Annotated in this window: 13 protein-coding genes; 5 read left to right on the top strand and 8 right to left on the bottom strand. The window is 49.7% G+C overall.

The genetic code is table 11. The features are described from left to right. The first annotated feature begins 101 nt into the window (after positions 1-101). The 4 genes from recQ to ACFSUS_RS13675 all read left to right on the top strand — a co-directional run bounded on the left by recQ (position 102) and on the right by ACFSUS_RS13675 (position 6334). Complete coding sequence (gene recQ / locus ACFSUS_RS13690) at positions 102-2222, top strand: DNA helicase RecQ (protein ID WP_381523436.1); 2121 nt, start codon at positions 102-104, stop codon at positions 2220-2222. Between the two features lie 183 nt (positions 2223-2405). Continuing rightward, positions 2406-3470, top strand: a complete 1065-nt coding sequence (locus tag ACFSUS_RS13685; protein ID WP_381523434.1) for a lytic transglycosylase domain-containing protein — start codon at positions 2406-2408, stop codon at positions 3468-3470. A 229-nt stretch (positions 3471-3699) separates the two neighbouring features. Then, entirely contained in the window at positions 3700-4941 is a 1242-nt protein-coding gene (locus ACFSUS_RS13680; protein WP_381523433.1) for a lytic transglycosylase domain-containing protein, read from the top strand. Positions 4942-5071: 130 nt separating this feature from the next. After that, positions 5072-6334 carry a lytic transglycosylase domain-containing protein gene (locus ACFSUS_RS13675; protein WP_381523432.1) on the top strand — a complete coding sequence of 421 codons (1263 nt, stop codon included), beginning with the start codon at positions 5072-5074 and terminating at the stop codon, positions 6332-6334. A gap of 17 nt (positions 6335-6351) precedes the next feature. On the opposite strand, the gene ACFSUS_RS13670 is transcribed toward ACFSUS_RS13675, so the two are convergent. From ACFSUS_RS13670 to ACFSUS_RS13635, 8 genes are all read right to left on the bottom strand, one after another. Further along, entirely contained in the window at positions 6352-8748 is a 2397-nt protein-coding gene (locus ACFSUS_RS13670; protein WP_381523430.1) for a TonB-dependent receptor, read from the bottom strand. A gap of 25 nt (positions 8749-8773) precedes the next feature. Further along, the gene (locus ACFSUS_RS13665; protein WP_381523428.1) at positions 8774-9973 is read right to left on the bottom strand and encodes a DUF4249 domain-containing protein; all 1200 of its coding nucleotides are present in this window, start codon (positions 9971-9973) and stop codon (positions 8774-8776) included. A gap of 28 nt (positions 9974-10001) precedes the next feature. Next, a complete protein-coding gene (locus ACFSUS_RS13660; RefSeq protein ID WP_381523426.1) occupies positions 10002-11192 on the bottom strand; it encodes a beta-alanine-activating enzyme beta-propeller domain-containing protein in 1191 nt (396 codons plus the stop codon). 145 nt (positions 11193-11337) lie between these two features. Continuing rightward, positions 11338-12657: a cryptochrome/photolyase family protein gene (locus ACFSUS_RS13655; protein ID WP_381523424.1), complete on the bottom strand. Its 1320-nt coding sequence runs from the start codon at positions 12655-12657 to the stop codon at positions 11338-11340. Positions 12658-12842: 185 nt separating this feature from the next. Further along, on the bottom strand, positions 12843-13190 hold the full coding sequence (locus ACFSUS_RS13650) for a hypothetical protein (protein ID WP_381523422.1): 348 nt from the start codon (positions 13188-13190) through the stop codon (positions 12843-12845). 301 nt (positions 13191-13491) lie between these two features. Continuing rightward, positions 13492-15474, bottom strand: coding sequence for a CocE/NonD family hydrolase (locus ACFSUS_RS13645; RefSeq protein ID WP_381523420.1), 1983 nt, complete (start codon positions 15472-15474; stop codon positions 13492-13494). Positions 15475-15529: 55 nt separating this feature from the next. Next, entirely contained in the window at positions 15530-16789 is a 1260-nt protein-coding gene (locus tag ACFSUS_RS13640) for an AAA family ATPase (protein ID WP_381523418.1), read from the bottom strand. A gap of 157 nt (positions 16790-16946) precedes the next feature. After that, positions 16947-17657, bottom strand: a complete 711-nt coding sequence (locus ACFSUS_RS13635; protein WP_381523416.1) for a GNAT family N-acetyltransferase — start codon at positions 17655-17657, stop codon at positions 16947-16949. Between the two features lie 378 nt (positions 17658-18035). Between ACFSUS_RS13635 and ACFSUS_RS13630 the strand changes: the two genes are divergently transcribed. Further along, a complete protein-coding gene (locus ACFSUS_RS13630; protein WP_381523415.1) occupies positions 18036-19400 on the top strand; it encodes an MFS transporter in 1365 nt (454 codons plus the stop codon). Positions 19401-19415: the final 15 nt, after the last annotated feature.

Below are 19415 nucleotides of genomic sequence, written 5' to 3'. Positions count from 1 at the left end.
TTAAGTTGATTGAGTTCCGGATAGCCGATTAAGCTACCTCAAGACATACCGACCGTTTCAAGATTTTTTCGTATTTTTGATAGTTATACACCGCAGTAAAAATGACACTTACCGACCAGTCGCCCGTTGATTTCCTCAAGCGCTATTATGGCTACGATCGCTTCCGGCCGATGCAGGAAGACATTATCCGCTCCATCCTGAGCGGACGTGATACGGTCGTGCTTATGCCAACCGGGGGCGGCAAATCGGTTTGTTTTCAGATTCCGGCCCTGATGCTGCCCGGCGTTACCATTGTGGTCTCGCCCCTGATTGCGCTTATGAAAGATCAGGTGGGTGCCCTGCACATGAATGGTATTCAGGCGGCTTTTTATAACAGCACCCAAACCAGTCGCGAGCAGCGTGACATTGAGGACGACTGCATCAGTGGGAAGCTAAAACTACTGTATGTCTCACCCGAGAAGTTGTTGACTGAGTCTTTCTTCTCATTTATGAGACGAATCAACATTTCGCTCTTCGCCATTGACGAAGCCCACTGCATCTCCTCCTGGGGGCACGATTTCCGACCCGAGTACACGCAACTAAACGTCCTCAAGCAACACTTCCCGAATGTGCCAACTGTAGCCCTGACAGCTACTGCCGACAAACTTACCCGGCAGGACATTTGCCAGCGGTTGGGCATGAACGATCCGGCAGTGTTTATCTCGTCGTTCAACCGTACCAACTTAAGCTTACAGGTTTTGCCGGGTCAGAACCGCATTCAGCAGATCATTCGCCTGTTGCAACGTAAGCCCGACACGTCAGGCATCATCTACTGCCTGAGCCGTAAATCGACCGAGTCGCTAGCGGCTAAATTGCAGGAGAAGGGGTTCAATGCGGCCTTCTACCACGCCAAAATGGACCCCGACGATCGGGCGCGTACGCAGGAGGCTTTTCTGCGCGACGATGTCCGGATCATGTGTGCCACGATTGCGTTCGGTATGGGGATCGATAAATCGAACGTTCGCTGGGTGATTCATTACAATATGCCCAAAAACATTGAGAGCTTCTACCAGGAGATTGGCCGGGCAGGGCGTGATGGAGCCGACGCGCAAACGGTGCTTTTTTATAGCTTCGCCGACGTAGCCACGTACAAGGAAATGCTGGCCGAAAACAGTCCAGCCAATCTGGGGCTACAACTGGCGAAACTCGAACGCATGCAGCAATACGCCGACGCACACACCTGTCGCCGTCAGATTCTGCTTTCTTACTTCTCAGAAGAACTCTCGGAACCCTGCGGTAACTGCGACGTCTGCCGCGACCCACGCGTAACCTTCGATGGTACGGTACTCGCCCAAAAAGCGCTTTCTGCTATTGTTCGAACGGGCGAACGGGTGCCCATGAACCTCCTCATCGACATTCTGCGCGGCTCGCGCAGCCAGCAAGTGCTACAGGGCGGCTACGACCAAATAAAAACCTACGGAGCGGGTCGCGATCTGCGTTTCGAGGATTGGCGCAATTATTTGCACCAGCTGATTAACATTGGCGTCATTGAAGTAGCCTACGATCAGCATTACGCCCTGCGCCGGGGCATCCTAGCCGATCAGGTACTGTTTGGGGGCCGCAAAGTCGACCTCGTCCGCCCCGACGATGCACCGAAGCCAGTGGTTGAGAAAGCAAAGACTAAAACAGAAACCAACCGCGACGATCTGTTCGAGCGGCTACGGGCTCTCCGCAAAGAACTGGCCGACGAGCAGAACGTACCGCCTTACGTTATTTTCACCGATACAACCCTCGAGGATATGGCCCGCCAACGGCCAGTTACGCCCGATACCTTACGTAACGTTAGTGGCGTCGGCGAACGGAAGCTACAATTGTTTGGCAAGCGCTTCCTCGACGAGATTGTTGGCTATGTCCGCTCGAAGGTGCAAGCAGGCGAAAAACCGAAAGGATCAACGCAATTAATCACCTTCGATCTGTACAATCGGGGCATGACGGTTGACGAAATTGCCGCCGAGCGCCAGCTTACCACCGGTTCCATTGCGGGTCACTTAGTGCAACTCGCCAAGTCTGGTTACGACATCGATTTAGCGTCTATGGTTGACCCCTCTGACCGGCGTGAAATTGAAAAAGCCATTGCTACTGTTGGTATTGAAGAAGGTCGGTTAAAACCCGTTTTTGACCATCTAGGCGGCCGTTTTGATTACGGTAAAATAACCTTAGTAGCAGGCCTTTTGGAGCGATAAAGTCCTACTTTCGGAAAGGCCGTTGGATAATTCTCAGAACGACCGTTTGGTACCTATCAGATTATCAACTAAATTCGTATTGTCATGTTAGACAAGCCCGTACCAAGTAGACGGGCTTTGTCGTCTATATGTACCACAACAAATGCTGTTATTTTGATAAAAGAAGTAAGTTTCTCACTGCTCATGGCCGCGGTTAAACCGGCCTTTGGTCTAGCCACATTCGTGGCCGACACCAGCCGAATAATTCCGTCGTCGAATGGCCTGGAGAACCCCGCTTTGCTGGTTGTAGACTCCTCTAAACGCCTGTTTCCAATTTATTTTTGCGGAGAAGAAGTACCCGTTGACGAACCGCGCGTGTCGCGCCGGTGGCTGCAAACTCTGCGGACGTATGGTGCACAGCCGGAGTGCTTGTTCGACCTTCGGCGCCGGGCCTCAACCTTCTTCCCGATCATCGATCCAATTTTACGGAAATACAAAATTCCCCGCGATTTCCGGTTTATGCCCTTAGCAGAGAGTGCCCTGGTTAACGATTGCGTATCGCCCAAAGGCGCATCGGGCTATTGGCAATTGATGCCCGGCACCGCCCGCGAATTAGGCCTGACGGTGAACAAGCGGGTAGACGAACGCTATAATCTCCACAAAGCAACCGTTGCCGTTTGTCGTTATCTGCACCAGTTGTACCGGGAACTGGGTTCCTGGACACTCGTAGCAGCGGCTTACAACGGGGGCATTACGCACGTGCAAAACAAGATGGAGCAACAAGGCCAGTCCAACTATTACCGGCTCCGTCTGCATCGTGAAACAAGCCACTATCTGTTCAGAATTTTAGCTTACAAAGAGCTCTTAAGTAACCCCCGGCAATACAGCCTTCTATTACGTGGCTCGACGATTGCTCAGCTAACCAAGCCATTGCCAAGTTGGCGTAAACCATTGGCACTGCCGAAGAAAATCAAAGACGCTCCAACCGTCGAGCTGGTTGACGAAGATTATACAGATCCCACCTGGGGCCCTCGCCCAAACACGGCGCTAACTAAAACGCCGACAGACACCCAACAGTTTATTGCGATGGCTGTTTCGGCTGAGACCACACAAGCCACTCCTGATGCCGACCTAACCAAGCAAACAGCCCATTTGCCCATCCAGAAATTGATGATGGGCCTTATGGTTCTTCGGTTCCGTCGCCCTCGTTTGTTGCAATGGAACAAGGGGGAAGGTATTCGTCCACTTCACTTCTGGGATTGGATATAATCTAACGAGCTAAAGTTAGATCTCAATGATGTTTAGAGTTCTCTGTAACTGACATCAGCTACTTAATAGATTAAAAGCGGCTTCAGATATAAACAGTCTGAAGCCGCTTTTTTCATGTGTTTAAAAAATATAAAAAGTTTATACTATAGCGTTACTATAGACATAAAGTGGCGTCATAATTGCTGCAATTCTCAACGTTAACCGCCGAAGAAACCGTACTTGTCACTTTATGAATTTGTTAGTTTGCTTTTCGCTGACAACCAGTTTGGTCATGGCGAGCATCTACCCTTTTGTCAATTTTCGAGATAAGTCCTCAAGCCATTTGGTATCTGTTTCATCAACAACCAGTACCATTGCATTTGATCCTGGCTTAACAAGAATGCTGCCACCTGTGTACTTCTGTGGCGAATCTGTACCCGTTCATGAAGAAGTAGTCGCTCGTCGGCTGGTGTCAGCGTTAGTACGTAATACGGCCCATAATCAGGCTATGTATCGGATTCGACAACGGGCTGCTTCGTTTTTCCCAATCATTGAACCTATTCTGGCACGTCATCACGTTCCTTTAGACTTCAAGTATTTACCTTTGGTAGAAAGTGCCTTACGCGGTTTTGCAGTTTCCCGTAGCGGTGCCGTTGGTTATTGGCAATTCATGCCTGGTACGGCCCGAGAATTAGGCTTATCGGTGCGGCCGGGAAACGACGAACGACAAAATCTGGCCAAGTCAACCGCTGCTGCCTGCCGGTACCTAACGTACCTACACGACCGGCTGGGCTCCTGGACGCTGGCAGCAGCGGCCTATAATAACGGCCTTGGCGCGTTGTTGAGTAACATTCGCCGTCAGCAACAGCGGGACTATTATTACTTACGCCTGAACGCCGAAACCGGTAAGTACCTATACCGAATATTGGCATTTAAAGAGCTATTCTCAAATTATAGAAGCTACGAAGGTCTAATTCCCGACCAGATGCTGGCTTATTTAAGCGAGCCACTTACGCCAGAATCTGAACCGAACGGCGATGAGGTTCTATTACCAGAGCTTATTCTGGACGAAGCAACTCGATCAGCTATCAATACACCGACTCAGGAAGGTTCAGAGTTAACGGCTGGCCGTAATTCAGATATTCCGCTGCCCAATGCAGCGGATGTTTTCAGAGGTGGCATCAAGGCGCGTTTAACTGAATCGACTGGTTTGCAACGGGGACAGGTATGGGTCTTCCATTTAACCCGCGACGGAATCGCCGATGGTAAAGAAGTAGAAGAAGGCGATGTGCTATATGCGATTGTCGAAGATATTGATCTAAAAACGAACAAGCTCTACTTACGAGCGGATAGGTTGTATTCGACCACTGAAAAACATACGTACAACCTGGCTTTATCGGCCGTTGATGCGTCAACCGGGCGCATCGGCATTAAACTACCTGATGTGGATCAGGTGAAGTCAGGCTGGTTGTTAACCTGGAAAGCGCTTTGACAGCGAACAGGTGTATCAGTGAGCAGTGATAGCTAATAAGATACGTTTGTGACACTGTTCACTGGTATCTGTTCTGAACTAAACCACAAAGACCCTTCGTTGTCTATCGGTTAAACCAGCATAAATTGTTTTGACGCTAGCCACACGTTACTTTGTCCTTTTAACGCTTAGCCTCTTACTTGTAAACGGGCTCGCCTGGGCACAGAAGAAACCCGTTTCTAAAAAGCTGACACCGACTCGACCTGCGGTCGTACAGCCGCGTGTTACAAAGGGCACTCAGCGATTACTTCCCCAGCGGTTGCATTTTTGCGGAGAAGTAGTCCCTACTGAACAAGGTGATGTATCGTCAAAGCTGGCCTTCGCGTTGGCGGGCAGCTCCGGATACATTCGCCACCTCAACGGATTAAAAGCGCGGTCAGCTCCGTTCTTTGCCGTTATTGAACCTATCCTCCGAAAACACACTATTCCAAACGATTTTAAGTTTTTGCCGCTCATTGAAAGCGCCTGGCAGGCAAATGCGGTATCTTCAGCTGGGGCGGTTGGGTATTGGCAATTCATGGACGATACGGCGCAGGATATGGGTCTGTCCATTGCGCCGGGGAACGACGAACGGACAGACTTACGAAAGTCAACCGAAGCAGCCTGTAAATACCTAAAGTTCCTTTACCGAAAGTTAGGCTCCTGGACGCTCGTAGCAGCCGCTTACAATGGTGGGGTTGGTATGGTTGAGCGCAAGATCACCCGGGTTGGTCACCGCGATTATTATGCTATGGCGATGAATCCCGAAACAGGTTATTATCTGTACCGGATTCTGGCCATGAAAGAGCTGTTTACGAATCCATCGTATGGGATAGGTTCGGCCGGAGCGCTGTTGGCAACCGTTGGCAATCCCTATGAGCAGGAACGGCAGCAGGCCCGGCGCATGGGCTGGCTTCAGGACGACGAGCCAGAACCGGTCGGCATACCCATTGAGTCGCTGCCTGAGTTTGCGGGTAGTAAAGCGCCTGACCGTAGCGAAGCCATTGTCATGGATAGTCTACTTTCGGAACTGCTAAAGAATAAACCAACAACTACGCCTATTTTCTTAGGAGATGTTGCCGCAAAACTGGTACGAGCCGGTCAGCCCAAAATTGGCCAAAGCTGGGCGTTTATCTTAACCGAGGATGTACAGGTTGATGAAGACGCACTTAAAGCAGGCGATGTACTTTATGCCCTTGTTGATGATATAGACAACAGGGGCACTATTTTTCTACGGGCTACTAAAGTTATTACGGCTACTACTAAAGAGACCATTCCGCTAACCCTAACTGCTATCAACCCGGCTACAGGTTTGGCTGGCTTACCTCGCCCCAAAGTCATTAAGCCAGGCTGGGTCGTGCAATGGAAATTGTAATAGCTTTAGACGGTAAACTATTTGAATATAAAGTTGTACGATAGCGAAACGATTGGCGCAGCAAAAATCTGCAACTGATAAGCGTTGGTTTTTCCACTTTCCGTTTTAAAGAAAATAGAATACGCATTCTTGCGGCCATATAGATTATAGACAGTAAATGCCCAACGGCCCTCCCACCGCCGGTTACGCATACTAGGATTATAAATGTTCCAGGTAAAGTCGAGCCGGTGATAACCAGGCAGGCGTTCATTGTTACGTATGCCATAATAAGGGTATTGAGCACCATCTATGGTTACGTAACCAGTCGGGGCCGAATATGGACGGCCAGTACTATAAGCAAAGGTGAGCCCAAAACTATTATGACGATCGACGTCGATGGTCATGTTGGCGTTCACGGTATGTGGTCGATCATAGTTAGCCCGGTACCAACTGCCGCCATTCACATTTTGCTCAACCGTCGAACCTTCATACACCTGATTTAAGGTTCGGGCGTACGTATAATTCAACCAGCCCGTCAGTTCCCCTTTCTTTTTGGATATCATCGTTTCAATACCATAAGCCTTGCTCTGTCCTTGTAGCAGCTGCGTTTCTGGATAAGGCTGTAGCAGGAAATCGGCACCGGGACGATAATCGATGATGCGCTGCGTGGTTCGCCAGTAGCCTTCAACGGTCACTTCGTAAATATTTTCCTTGAACGACAGAAAATACCCGGCCGTAAGCAACTGGCTCACTTGCGGCCGAACGTTAGGATCGGACGTTTTCCAGCGCGACGTTGGCAGGGGCGTGGTTGTATTGGTCACGACCTGCAAGTACTGCCTCATTAGGTTATACCCTAATTTGAACGAGGAGTTCGATCCTAATGTGTAACGAATACCGAATCGGGGTTCAGGGCCGCCGTAACTTTGGCTGACCTGGCCAGCCCCGTACCGGATTGAATCAACCACCGAAAAGTCGTCGCGTGTTTCACCAGCCGCATATTGTCTAACCAGTGAGGGCCCCAGTGAAAGAAACTGAGAATAGCGTAACCCCGCCGAAACAGCTAACCTCGGGCTTATGCTCCGTTCGTAGTCAGCGTAGATGGCTAACTCAAGCGCATTTTCGGTGGGCGTTGTCACGTAGTTGACACTCTCGCTCCGGCCGGGTAGTAACGTTCCTGGCTCGACTCGGTAATGCGTCGCGCTCACGCCTGCTTCAATCTTTTGGTTGGCCAACTGGTAATTCAAATTCGATTTAATTTGACGTTGTAATACGGATTGGCGCAGCGTAACGACGTTGCCACTTAACTCGGGCGACAGAATGCGCGGCACGTAATGAACATAAATACCCGTAGTTTGCAGATTCAATCGGGGCGACAATGTCCGAAACCAGCGGGCCATCACGTTAATAGTCTGGTGGTCATAGCGGGTGGCCGTACCGTTTACGTTGGGCAGATTAGCCAGCAGATCGGTCCGGAACATATCCTTGCTGGCATAACCCGTTACGGTTAGTGTGTTCCGGTCATCTACGCGCCAGAACGCTTTTACAACGCCATCGGCAAACTTGGCCCGGATGTTAGCCAGCCGATCAGACACGATGGGCAACAAAAAATCGTTGAACGCCCCTCGGCCCGATATCATAACGCCCATTTTGCCTTTTATAATCGGAATGTCAGCCGTCAGCTTATTAGACACCACACTAACGCCACCGGATAGATTAAACTTTTCAAGACTTGGGTTTCGCAACGCCACATCGAGTACCGAGGCCGCCCGGCCACCAAACCGCGCGGGTACGTTACCTTTGTATAAGTCCACGGTGTTTAGCACATCCGGCGGAAACACTGAGAACAGCCCAAACATGTGGGTCGGGTTGAAAATGGGTGTGTCGTCCAGCAGAATCAGGTTTTGATCGGTTGTTCCTCCGCGGATGTTTACGCCGTTTGAGGCCTCCCCAACACTCGTCACGCCCGGCAGCATTTGCAGTCCCCGCAGGAGGTCTACTTCCCCTAAGGCCGAAGGTAGTTTTTTTAATGTACTGACATTAAGCTGGTCAACACCTAACATGGGCTGACGTACCGTCTGATCAAAGCCTTTAGTAGTCACAACCACCTCTTCCAGTTGACTTTCGACAGTTACCATGTTGACATTCATCGTCACGGGGTCGTTGGTCAACCGTAGCTCTTTCCGGACAGGTGTGTAGCCAATTAGTCGGGCAATGAGGATGTGATCGCCAGCGGGCAGATCAATTGTGTAATACCCCTGGGCGTTTGTGTTTGTACCGGTTAAGTGTTTGCGATAATCAATCACAATAGCGGCCCCAGGCAGTGGCCGACCAGTCGCCGAATCGCGTACCGTGCCACTCACTTTAACTAATAGTTGTGCATAGCCTGGCAGACCACTCAGCAAGCATACAACAAGGATTAGTACATGTCGATTCATTTGATTGTGCGTCAATTGTGCGTATTTAATCATTCCAGCCAGGTGGTAGCTGGTCGGTACGCGTACGACTCGGCACACAAACTGACGATGCAGAACTTCCTCCAAACGGACTTGGGCTGCCCTGCGATGACTCTAGCTTGGGACTACGACCATTTATTGCGTAGAACAACCCTTGAAATATGCCAGTTGTAACATCCATACGGCTGATCTTATGATTGCGCACAGCAACCGAAGCGGCTGAGAAATAACCCACCACGTTTTCTAAAGGATTTGCCTGATTTTTGATATTCCCCGAAATCGGCGCGGGGGGCGAGTCGGCCAGTGTACCTGTATTCTGCACCTGATCGGCAAACAGTTTATAATAACGATACGCGTTGGCCGATAAAGACAATTGCTCTACCACAATGAGTGCCTGATCGCGCTGATAGATAGGAATACTAGCCACTTTATGGCCTATCTGCGTTTGCCCGTTGGTATAAATGTCAGAGAACACATCAATAGTAGTGTTATAGAAAATGTCCCAACACAAGCCCCGGCAGGGATAATCGAAGAAATTCATTGAGCCCAGGGTTGTGTCTCGAACGCAACCCAATACATTGACCGGGCCCGCCCCCACCGGACCAACGTCTACGGCCACGTAACGGCCCTGCTGACAGGTGGCACACCATAATTGTGTTTCATAAAGTCGCCAGCGCCAGAGGTAGAAATTACGGTCTTTAGCCGGGTCCTGGAAATCTATATAAATATCGTTGGCTGGTACAGGCAAACCATCAGCCGTTTTCCTGGGGCCTTCAGGATTGAATTGATCGTAGGTTTTCAGGATGGGAGGAGTAGCTGCCATTGTCTCCACCGACGACTCGTAGGTGGTTCCGTCAGTGGTTTGAAAACGAAGTTGATACGTATTACCAACTTTTCCCCGGAAGCCTGTCGGAAATTGATACGTTCCGGGCTGAACCTCAATCAAGGAAATAGGGGTAGTTCCGTTCTCCACAACGGTAACCGTGGCACGCTGAACAGGCGTATTGATATTGCTACTATCAGCCTTGGAACGCGACCGGCTTAAGCTAATGGTTTGTACTTCATTCAGGTCGGTGACGATGCCGCTAACGACAACTAAGTTAGCGTTCAGGGCAAGACTAGGGTCATACACGTTAATACAACCTTGCATCATTGCGAGGATACAACTGATAACGCCCCATCGGATGACCTGTAAAAAGAACGGCATAAACACGTTGACGGCTAAAGGTTACACATTATTTCCCTCCGCTAACAGTGGGGTATGTTCCCTGAACTACGCTTTTTTGCGCAACGACTGGACTGGAAACAACAACGCCACCGGTTTTAAATGTCCAGCGTTTGCGACCTGTAGCCGCATCAAGAGCGTAAAGGTTGTAATCGTTACTACCCACGTAGACAACGCCGTTGGCCACTAATGGCGTAGAGTAAATATCAAAATCTGTGGTGTATGCCCAACGCGGACGGCCAGTGGCGGCATCAACGGCATACAGCCGATGATCGCGACTGCCCACGTAAACAACGCCATTCGCCACTACCGGACTCGAATAGATTACGCCATTCGTACCAAGTTTCCAGCGTTGAACCCCAGTAGCCGCATCAAGCGCGTAGAGTTGCGTATCAGCACTTCCAACGTAAACAATACCGTTAGCCACTACTGGGCTGCTGTCGATGGCACCGCCCGCTTTGAACGCCCAGCGCCCTCGCCCGGTCATGGCATCGATAGCATATAATCTCCCATCCTGACTACCGATGTACACCACGCCATTCGCTACGGTAGGACTAGAGAGAATGTAGTATTGGGCGCTATATCGCCATCGTAAAGTCCCACGGCTCGCATCAATGGCGTAAATCTGGTTATCCTGTCCGCCTATGTACACCATGCCATTCGCCACGACAGGACTGGAGTAAAAGCCGAAAGAACCGCCAAACGTAAACACCCAGAGGATATTCCCAATAGTCGCATCGATGGCGTACAATTTTCCATCCTGACTACCTACGTACACAATGCCATTGACAACTACAGGACTCGAATAAACGATATTACCCGTTTTGAACGCCCAGCGCTGCTGGCCGGTCGTTGCATCTATCGCGTAGAGGTTATAGTCGTTGCTACCTACATAGACCATACCATACGCCACTACTGGACTAGATTGAATAGATGTATCAGCTTCAAATACCCAGCGCTGAGTTCCGGTTGCGGTATCGAGCGCATAGAGCTTGTTATCAAAACTCGCGACGTACACCAAGGGAGCAGTAAGCGTTACGGCAGGGGGCGTAGTTGCCGTAACGGCCGCCGGTGGCGTAGGGGTAGGAGCCACAGTCAACTCCGACGATGAATGGCAGCCTGAGAGACCGTTAACAAGCCCGAAGGCAAGAAAAATCAGGCCCGTTGACCAAAAGAATGAAGACAGTATCCGCAACGCCATAACGTTAAGTAGCCAGTTTTAACTGACCCCTAAAGTACAAAGACGGTTGGAACGGCGACATACTACCCATTTTGTCTGGGCCAAGCTCCAGCCTGGCCAATACGCAAAGGTCCCTGGCCAGACTAGAACCTGGCTTGGACAATCATTACTTTGCCAGCGCCCGCTTATACGTATCAATAGCTCGCTGCCGGGCAAAACTGTGTTCGACAATGGGGTGCGCGTAGTTCAAACTGTTAAACTCGGGCACCCATTTGCGGATATATTCTCCTTTGGGATCAAACTTCTGGGCTTGCAGAGCTGGATTAAACACCCGGAAATAAGGGGCCGCGTCAGTGCCCGAACCAGCTGCCCATTGCCAACCGCCGTTGTTGGCTGCGAGGTCATAGTCGCGCAGTTTTCGGGCGAAATAAGCCTCCCCCCACCGCCAGTCGATCAATAAGTGCTTAATGCAAAAACTAGCCGTCACCATACGAACGCGATTGTGCATCCAGCCAGTTGTGTTAAGCTGACGCATACCGGCATCTACTAAAGGGTAACCTGTCTCACCAGCGCACCAACGCTCAAACTCGGCTTCGTTATTACGCCATTGAATGTTGTCGTACTCTCTTCGGAACGAGTGCTTTTCGACGTGCGGGAAGTGATCCAGCACCTGAAAATAAAAATCTCGCCAGGCCAGTTCTTTCAAGAACGTAGGACTCGTTTCCTGCGCCTGCCGGGCCAGATCTCGAATACTTATGGTACCGAAACGCAGGTGAATGCCTAACTCGCTCGTACCGGTTTGAGCCGGAAAATCACGCATTTTTTGGTACGCCTTTAACAACTCAGCCGAAACAACCGGCTCCGGAAATGACTCACCAACCGGTTGAAAATTCATTTCCTCCAGTGTAGGAATACTAGTGTCGGGATTTGTTTTGTAAAAGTTAGCAAAATACTTCTCAGTTGGGTACGACTTAAGGTAAAACTCACCTGAGCTACCCGTCAGCTTACTCGACCAATTGTTGCCGTAGGGCGTAAAAACGGTATAGGGCGAACCGCTGCCACTCACGACTTCATCGCGGTCCAATATTGTCTGGTCTTTACTAGTATGAAACCCGATACCCCGTTCTTCCAGCATCGATCCGACAACGGCATCGCGCTCTTTAGCGTACACTTCGTAATCATAATTGGTAAATACCTCTGCAACGGTGTACTCTTCTGTCAACTGCTTCAACACGTCGATTGGCCGACCATATCGGGCAACAATCGTTGACCCAACCTTTATCAATTCATCATGTAGCTTATGAATTTCTGTATGAATAAACTCAACCCGACGGTCGCGTCGGTCTTCCAATATATCGAGGATCAGGCAGTCGAATACGAAAACAACAAGAACGGGGTTGCCGCTTTTAAGGGCGTAGTACAAAGCGGCATTATCATGCAGGCGAAGATCACGCCGGAGCCATACAATGGACAGCGGTTCAGTCATAAAAAGAAATCGTAGGTTATGAGTTGGTAGGCTAACGGTAGGTTTAACAGAAATGTTTGTGCACAAAAAAGTCAGGAATGGCCAGAATTTGTCAAGTATAGCCAGAGTTCGTTTACGACATCTGACAGTGATTGACTATTTCTAACTATTCCTGACAATGATGGTCAGCTCTGATTAGCTAACAACTATTCTGGCTGAAACCGGAGACGTACGGTGTGCAGTTCGCCTGCGTCGCTACCGTATCCGTTCAGCTTCTTGCCAGTTAGCTGTCGAATCAGTGTATTATTGATCTGTTCGTTCTGGCTGAACACCTCCAATTGACAAATCTCATTATCGGAGTTCACTCGAAACTGAATAACCACTATACCCGCCCGTTGAGTTGGTCTCAGGGCTTCGGGGTAAGAAATGTACTTCGCTAACTGCTGCTCTAAGTTGACCTTAGGAGCTTTTGTTTTGCGGGTGTTTGTCGGCGTAGCGTAGGCTTGCGTCGCCAGGAAGCCTACCAGCGTAAGGAGAAAAAGGGACTTTTTCATTGACTTCGTTATGTTAAATGTGAACAATGCCCACTCGCCCAAATCCCTCAAATGAGTCGTAAGGACTAATGTTATTGTAATATTAACTAAATATTACGTAAATGTTAACAAAATATGATATTAAATTTTTAATGGTCTTTTAACCTCTATTAAATAGATGAGTAGATCGGCTATAAAAAATAAACATTACCACCTAATCAATTCATAATCAATAAGTAATTACAGTTACTATTGGCTGTGGTTACAATTTGAAGATCACTCTTAATATTAAATTAATGTTAACAATACATAGACACGCACTTTATTTTATTAACACAAGGAGTTCGACTTGAGAAGGATGAGTAGTGTCATAGTAAAGCTTCATGGTTGCTTTTTGGAAATCCGAATCGTCAGCTGTGCCAATATTTACAAACGTCTGTGGGTTACGGTCAACGATTGGAAACCACGAGTGCTGCACCTGCACCATCAGCCGATGGCCTTTCTTAAATGTATGCATGACATCGGGCAGTTGCAGGTTTACTTCGGTCACCTCACCGGGTTTAAATGGCTCTGGTTTCTCGAAACTGTTCCGAAACTTTCCCCGCAGCACTTCTGCTCGTACAAGCCGTTGATAACCCGCCATTTGCAGCCCCTTAGGGTTAGGGTCGGGGTTTTTCGTTGAATCAGGTAATACGTCAATGATCTTGACAATGAAATCAGCATCCGTGCCTGTTGTTGAGGCAAAGAGCTTAGCCCTGATCGGTCCGGCTACAGCCATGTCTTCTGTTAATGGTTCGCTTTGGAACACAACTACATCCGGACGACGAGCCGCGAATCGCTGATCTTCGATAACGTACTGATTATTGCGCCGAGCGTAAATACCGTCTGTGTAGGGCACAGGTTTGGCAGGATCGCTAATGTATTCGTCGAAGGCGTTTGTCGCTTTCGGTTGCTCTGTAGCTAATTTACCCGCCGGCTGTAAGTACATGGAACGAACCTGAACAGCTTGGGGTGGCCAGGTGTCGAACCTTTTCCAGGCGTTGACTCCCGTATCAAACACCGACGCTTCGGGGGCGTCGAAGTTACCCTTATCTTTCAGGTAGAAGGCAAAGAATTTCGATTCAATATTATCCCGATAATATTTCGCTGTGTTCTGCCCAAACGAAAGCGGGTCAAACTGACTCCAGTCCGGCCGAGCCCAGGCGCCGTGCGTCCAGGGGCCCATCACGAGCTTATTAACATTGCCCGTCGATTGTTTCTCAATGGCTTCGTAGGTTCGGAGAGCACCGAATAAATCTTCGGCATCGAACCAGCCACCTACGACAAGCGTCGCCGGTTTTACATTTTTTAGATGGGGACGAATGTTGCGGCTTTGCCAATACGCATCATACGTATCATGTTGCAGGTATTCATTCCAGATTTTTGCGCGGTTATTAAAGTACTGAGCGCTGTTTGCGTTTTTGACGGCTCCCAGATCAAGAAAAAATTTATAAGCATCGGTTGGCTTCCAGCTAAACATCTGGTCGTAATCCTGAACGGGTCCGCTGCGCGGTGTATCGAAGTAGTTCATGAACGAGAAGTTATCGAGCAGGAAAAATGCACCGTTGTGGCGGGCATCGTCACCAATAAACTCGTCGGTTACTGGTGCCTGGGGCGACACGGCCTTTAACGCTGGATGGGCTTCCGGCAAGGCCGCCGACGCATAGAAGCCAGGATACGAAATTCCCATTAGTCCAACGCGGCCGTTATGATTAGGCACGTTTTTAAGTAGCCACTCGATGGTGTCATACGTATCGGTACTTTCGTCCACCGGCCCAATGGCTTTTAAACTACCAATGCTTTGGGCTATTCGACTTGTGTCGCGTGCACCGGTGTATGTACTACTCCCTCGTTTATAAGCGATTTTTTTAGATTCAGCCGTTCCATTTCTGGCAGGCGTCATTTCCTCGAAATTACCTTCACTCATGTACCGACCCCGCACGTCCTGATACACAAAAATGTACTTCTCCTGCGACAGCTCTTTACTCATGCCGGGCCCTGTGCTGGGGTATTTATTTTCACCGTATGGGCTCGCCGAATAGGGAGTTCGCTCCATCAATATTGGGTAGCGAGTTTTGGCACTTGCGTCGGTCGGTACATAGATGACAGTATACAATTTGACCCCATCGCGCATTGAAATTTGGCGATCAAGCTTACGGTAATTCTGCCGGACAAATAGTGAGTCGGATGTGGTGGATTGCGCCAGGCTAAATACAACCGAACCCAATAAGATCAGTGCTGTTAGCAGCGTTCTAGAATGATACATGAACTGTGTTATGAAGATATGGCCAGTATTAACGACCTAAGTATGAAAAAACTGTTTAAACTGCCAAAAAAGGACGGCTTGGTACAGCGTACAACCGTTTAGCCGCTACAGATACCAGCTCCCGCTCGGGATAGCGCAAGGCCGTCAGTTTACCGCCAAACGCGCAGCCCGTGTCAATGTCAATGGTATTATTGAGCCAAACTGCTTCAGCAACGGGAGTATGTCCATAAACGATGGTAGTCTTTCCTTTGTAATCAGCCGCCCAGTTAAGCCGAACAGGCAAACCCAAAGCGTCCAATTGTCCGTTAGTTGCACCAAACAGACAAAAAGCCCGAACGGTCTCCCCCGTACGTCCGTGCAAATCTTCGCGCAAGCCGGCATGGGCAACCAGCAGCCGCCCGCCATCGAGCCGAATGTAGTAAGGCAAATTTTCGAGAAACCGACGAACATCCTGCCGAAAGAAAGACGGCTCGGCCTCTACTTGTGCCACTGTGTCGGCCAGCCCATGCGTCATTGACACTTTATTGCCGCGCAATTTTCGCCGAAGCTTGTCGTCATGATTCCCTGTCACACACAGCGCCGTTCCCTGCTGTACCAGTTGCATAACCAACCGAAGTACCCCTGCTGAATTGGGCCCCCGATCGACTAAGTCACCAACGAAAATGATTTTCCGGCCCTTAGGATGCGACAGTTGAGCCACATCGTATTCTAATTTGGTAAGCAATTCAACCAACTCATCGTAGCAGCCGTGTACATCGCCAATTATGTCAAATGGCCCAGTTTCACGCAAATAGCTGTTAACTTGTGAGGTACGTATCATTTCGACTGACTCAATTGCTTGCTCGGAGTTTAGGATGTATATAGCCTGAAACTCTTCAACCGGCAAGTGTTCACGGGAGTTTTCCAGATTAGCAAGCTGATAATCCAGCACAGTTTCTTCAAAAGAACGGTCGGGCCGAGCCCGGTGCCGGGCTAGCAGCACAGCCTGCGGCAGGTCGAACACAATGGCAATAGTGGCAACACCGTAGTGCCGGGCGGTTAACAAATAGCTCTTTCGATCAATCGTTTTCAGGTTAGTAGCGTCTACCACCGTTAGTAACCCGCGCCTAAGCCGCTTGTCGACAATGCTGTGCACGAGCTCAAAGGCATCTTTACTGGCCGTCTGATCATTCTCGTCATTCGACACCACAGCTCGGTAATGATCCGAAGAGACCACTTCGGTTGGGGTAAAGTGCCGCTGGGCAAAGGTCGATTTGCCGGAGCTACTAACACCAACCAACACGACAAGCGCACGTTCGGGAAGGGTAATGGTCATGTAAAGCTTACTATCATGACAACAGCTAATTACGGAAGTTTACGCGTAATTAAGCTAGTTCGATAACGAATCTATTATTCAAGCGTCAAATCTCGCACAACGTAAAAGCCCTCCTTAGTAGTGACATTACCAAGGAGGGCTTTTACATGAGTGTTTATTAGGCAGTCTCTAACTCACGCTCGGGTTTGCGAACACGCGATCGGTCGTGAACGTGCAGACGAAGGAGGATACGCTCTTTGATGCGCATCCAACGTTCGTAGAGCTTAGACTCTTTCAGAAAATTCCACTTATCTTCCTTCTCTTCTTTTTTGTGTTCTTCCGGATCGTACAGCATACCCGTGCACAGGCAGTGCTTACGGTTCGTACGCGTCAGAATGTCGAAGTTGGTACAGGTCTGACAACCCTTCCAGAAGGCATCGTCGCCGGGTAACTCGCTCAACGTAACGGGCTGATAACCTAAGTCAGAGTTAATTTTCATCACAGCCAGGCTCGTCGTAATGCCAATAATTTTGGCATCCGGGAAACGGCTTCGCGACAGCTCGAAGGCTTTAGCTTTGATGCGCGTTGCAATCCCACTCTTGCGGTGCTCAGGACGCACAATTAAGCCCGAGTTAGCTACAAACTTGCCGTGCTCCCACGTCTCGATGTAGCAGAAGCCTACCCACTCGCCCGACATCGTCGTGGCAATAATGGCTTTGCCTTCAAGCATTTTTTCCATCACGTAGATGGGTGAACGCTTGGCGATACCGGTTCCCCGGGCCTTGGCACTTTCCTCCATCTCGCGGCAGATGGTTTCGGCCAGCCGTAAGTGGTTTTCACTGGCGACCTGAACAATATATTGATCGTTGACTACTTCTGAAGTTATCATCGTCGTTTTACTGAGCGGGTAGTTCCGCAAACGGACCGGGCCGCTGGAGCGGACGGTGTGATCCGTGCTGATTTGTTAAAATGAATGAAATAGGAAAAAGTCGGAAGAGGTTTACCACATAGGCAAACAAAAAGATATAGTCCTTTCGGACCTAAACCGAAATGGCGTAGTATGGAAGAAGGTCGGTATGTAAACGAGCTTTGCCATCGGTTGTGCGCTGAAAACGCGGACAATGTTCGAGAAATTATCCGGGTCTTGCAATAGTTTAACGGATTTTTTAAGGGATAGTTCAGTAACGGTCAAAACATAATTGTTCATCTTTTAGTCGTAAGGTTTGGTAGCCATCCCAATCCGTTGGGTGACTTCTCTACTCAACGTATGATCACTGCCCTTCCTCCACCTTCTTACCCACTGACACTCAGCCAGAGCCGCCCGTTACGGTACGGTGTTTTTCTGTATCTGTACATCATGCAGGGTATCCCTTCCGGCTTCTATTTAACGGCCCTAACCAATTATTTTACGGCCGAAGGAGTTAAGCCTGACGTAGTCGGTTCCTTCATCGCTATTATTGGTTTACCCTGGGCATTTCAGTTCGTATGGGGCCCGCTTATTGACCGGTTTCAAAGCTCGCCAATGGGCCGACGTAAGCCGTGGGTTGTCGGCTCGCAGCTCATGACAGTGCTGGCCTCCTGCGTACTCTTATTTGTGAGTAACCCTGTTGCGAACATTACCACGCTGGCATGGCTATTCTGCGTCCGTAGTCTGTTTGCCGCCATTCAGGACGCCAGCGTCGACGCCATGGCGATTACGGTCATCCCGGAAGATGAACGGGGACGGGTGAACGCCTTCATGCGGGCGGGCTTTCTGATCGGGACAGGCATCGGTGCTGCCGTATTCGCCACCCTTTTACGTCGGTATGGCTTTCATGGCGCAGCACTCGCTCAGGTAGGTTGCTTAGTAACGGGCGTTGTGCTAATGCTGTTTATCCGTGAACGGCCGGGCGATCGGTTGTTGCCTACGTTCCATGATTCACCAGCAATGGCCGGCCCTTTTGGCTCACTAACTAAAGTCACTAAGCAAGCCGAGATAATTTCAACTGACCGTATCAGCACCGCCGGTCAGCATGATTTCCGCTGGTTATTTACGGAGCTATTTCGAGGACTGTTTTCGAGACAGAGCCTGTTGCTGTTCGGAGCTATTATAATGGCGTACACAAGCAACGCCTTGTTCCTGCGGGCTTATAACCACCACCTGATTGAGGAACTCGGCTGGCTCGACACGGACGTATCTGTACTAACTGGTACTTATGGTATGGTGGCAGCAACAGCCATCGCCTTAACCGGCGGGTATCTGGCCGACCGAGTAGGTGCTCGTCGACTACTTGTCATGATGCTGACTGTAGTTGCCGTGTACTTGATTGGGTTTAATTTATTGTCAGATCTTTGGGTTCGGCGTGATATCGCCCGAACCGGCTTAGTCGCCATATACTTTATGGACCCGGCAGTCAGTGCTGCCGCCATGCCGGTGCTGATGGGCATCTGTCGCAAAGGAGTAGAGGGGTCACAGTTTACGACGTATATGGCCTTCGTTAACCTGTGCGACATAGCCGGTACGTATTTCGCCGGGAATGCCTTGCTGATAGTATCTGCTCCCACGATTGGCCTGTTTGCTGGCGGTTTAGCCGTATTGGCGGTAACAGCTGCTCTACTTACCATCCGTCACTACCGCAGTAAAACTTCGTGATCACAGGCAGTAGCC

The sequence above is a fragment of the Spirosoma soli genome (assembly GCF_042684525.1).
Classification (GTDB): Bacteria; Bacteroidota; Bacteroidia; order Cytophagales; family Spirosomataceae; genus Spirosoma; species Spirosoma soli.
Note: the sequence above shows the minus strand (reverse complement) of the source record. Positions and strands in the feature narration are given on the sequence as shown.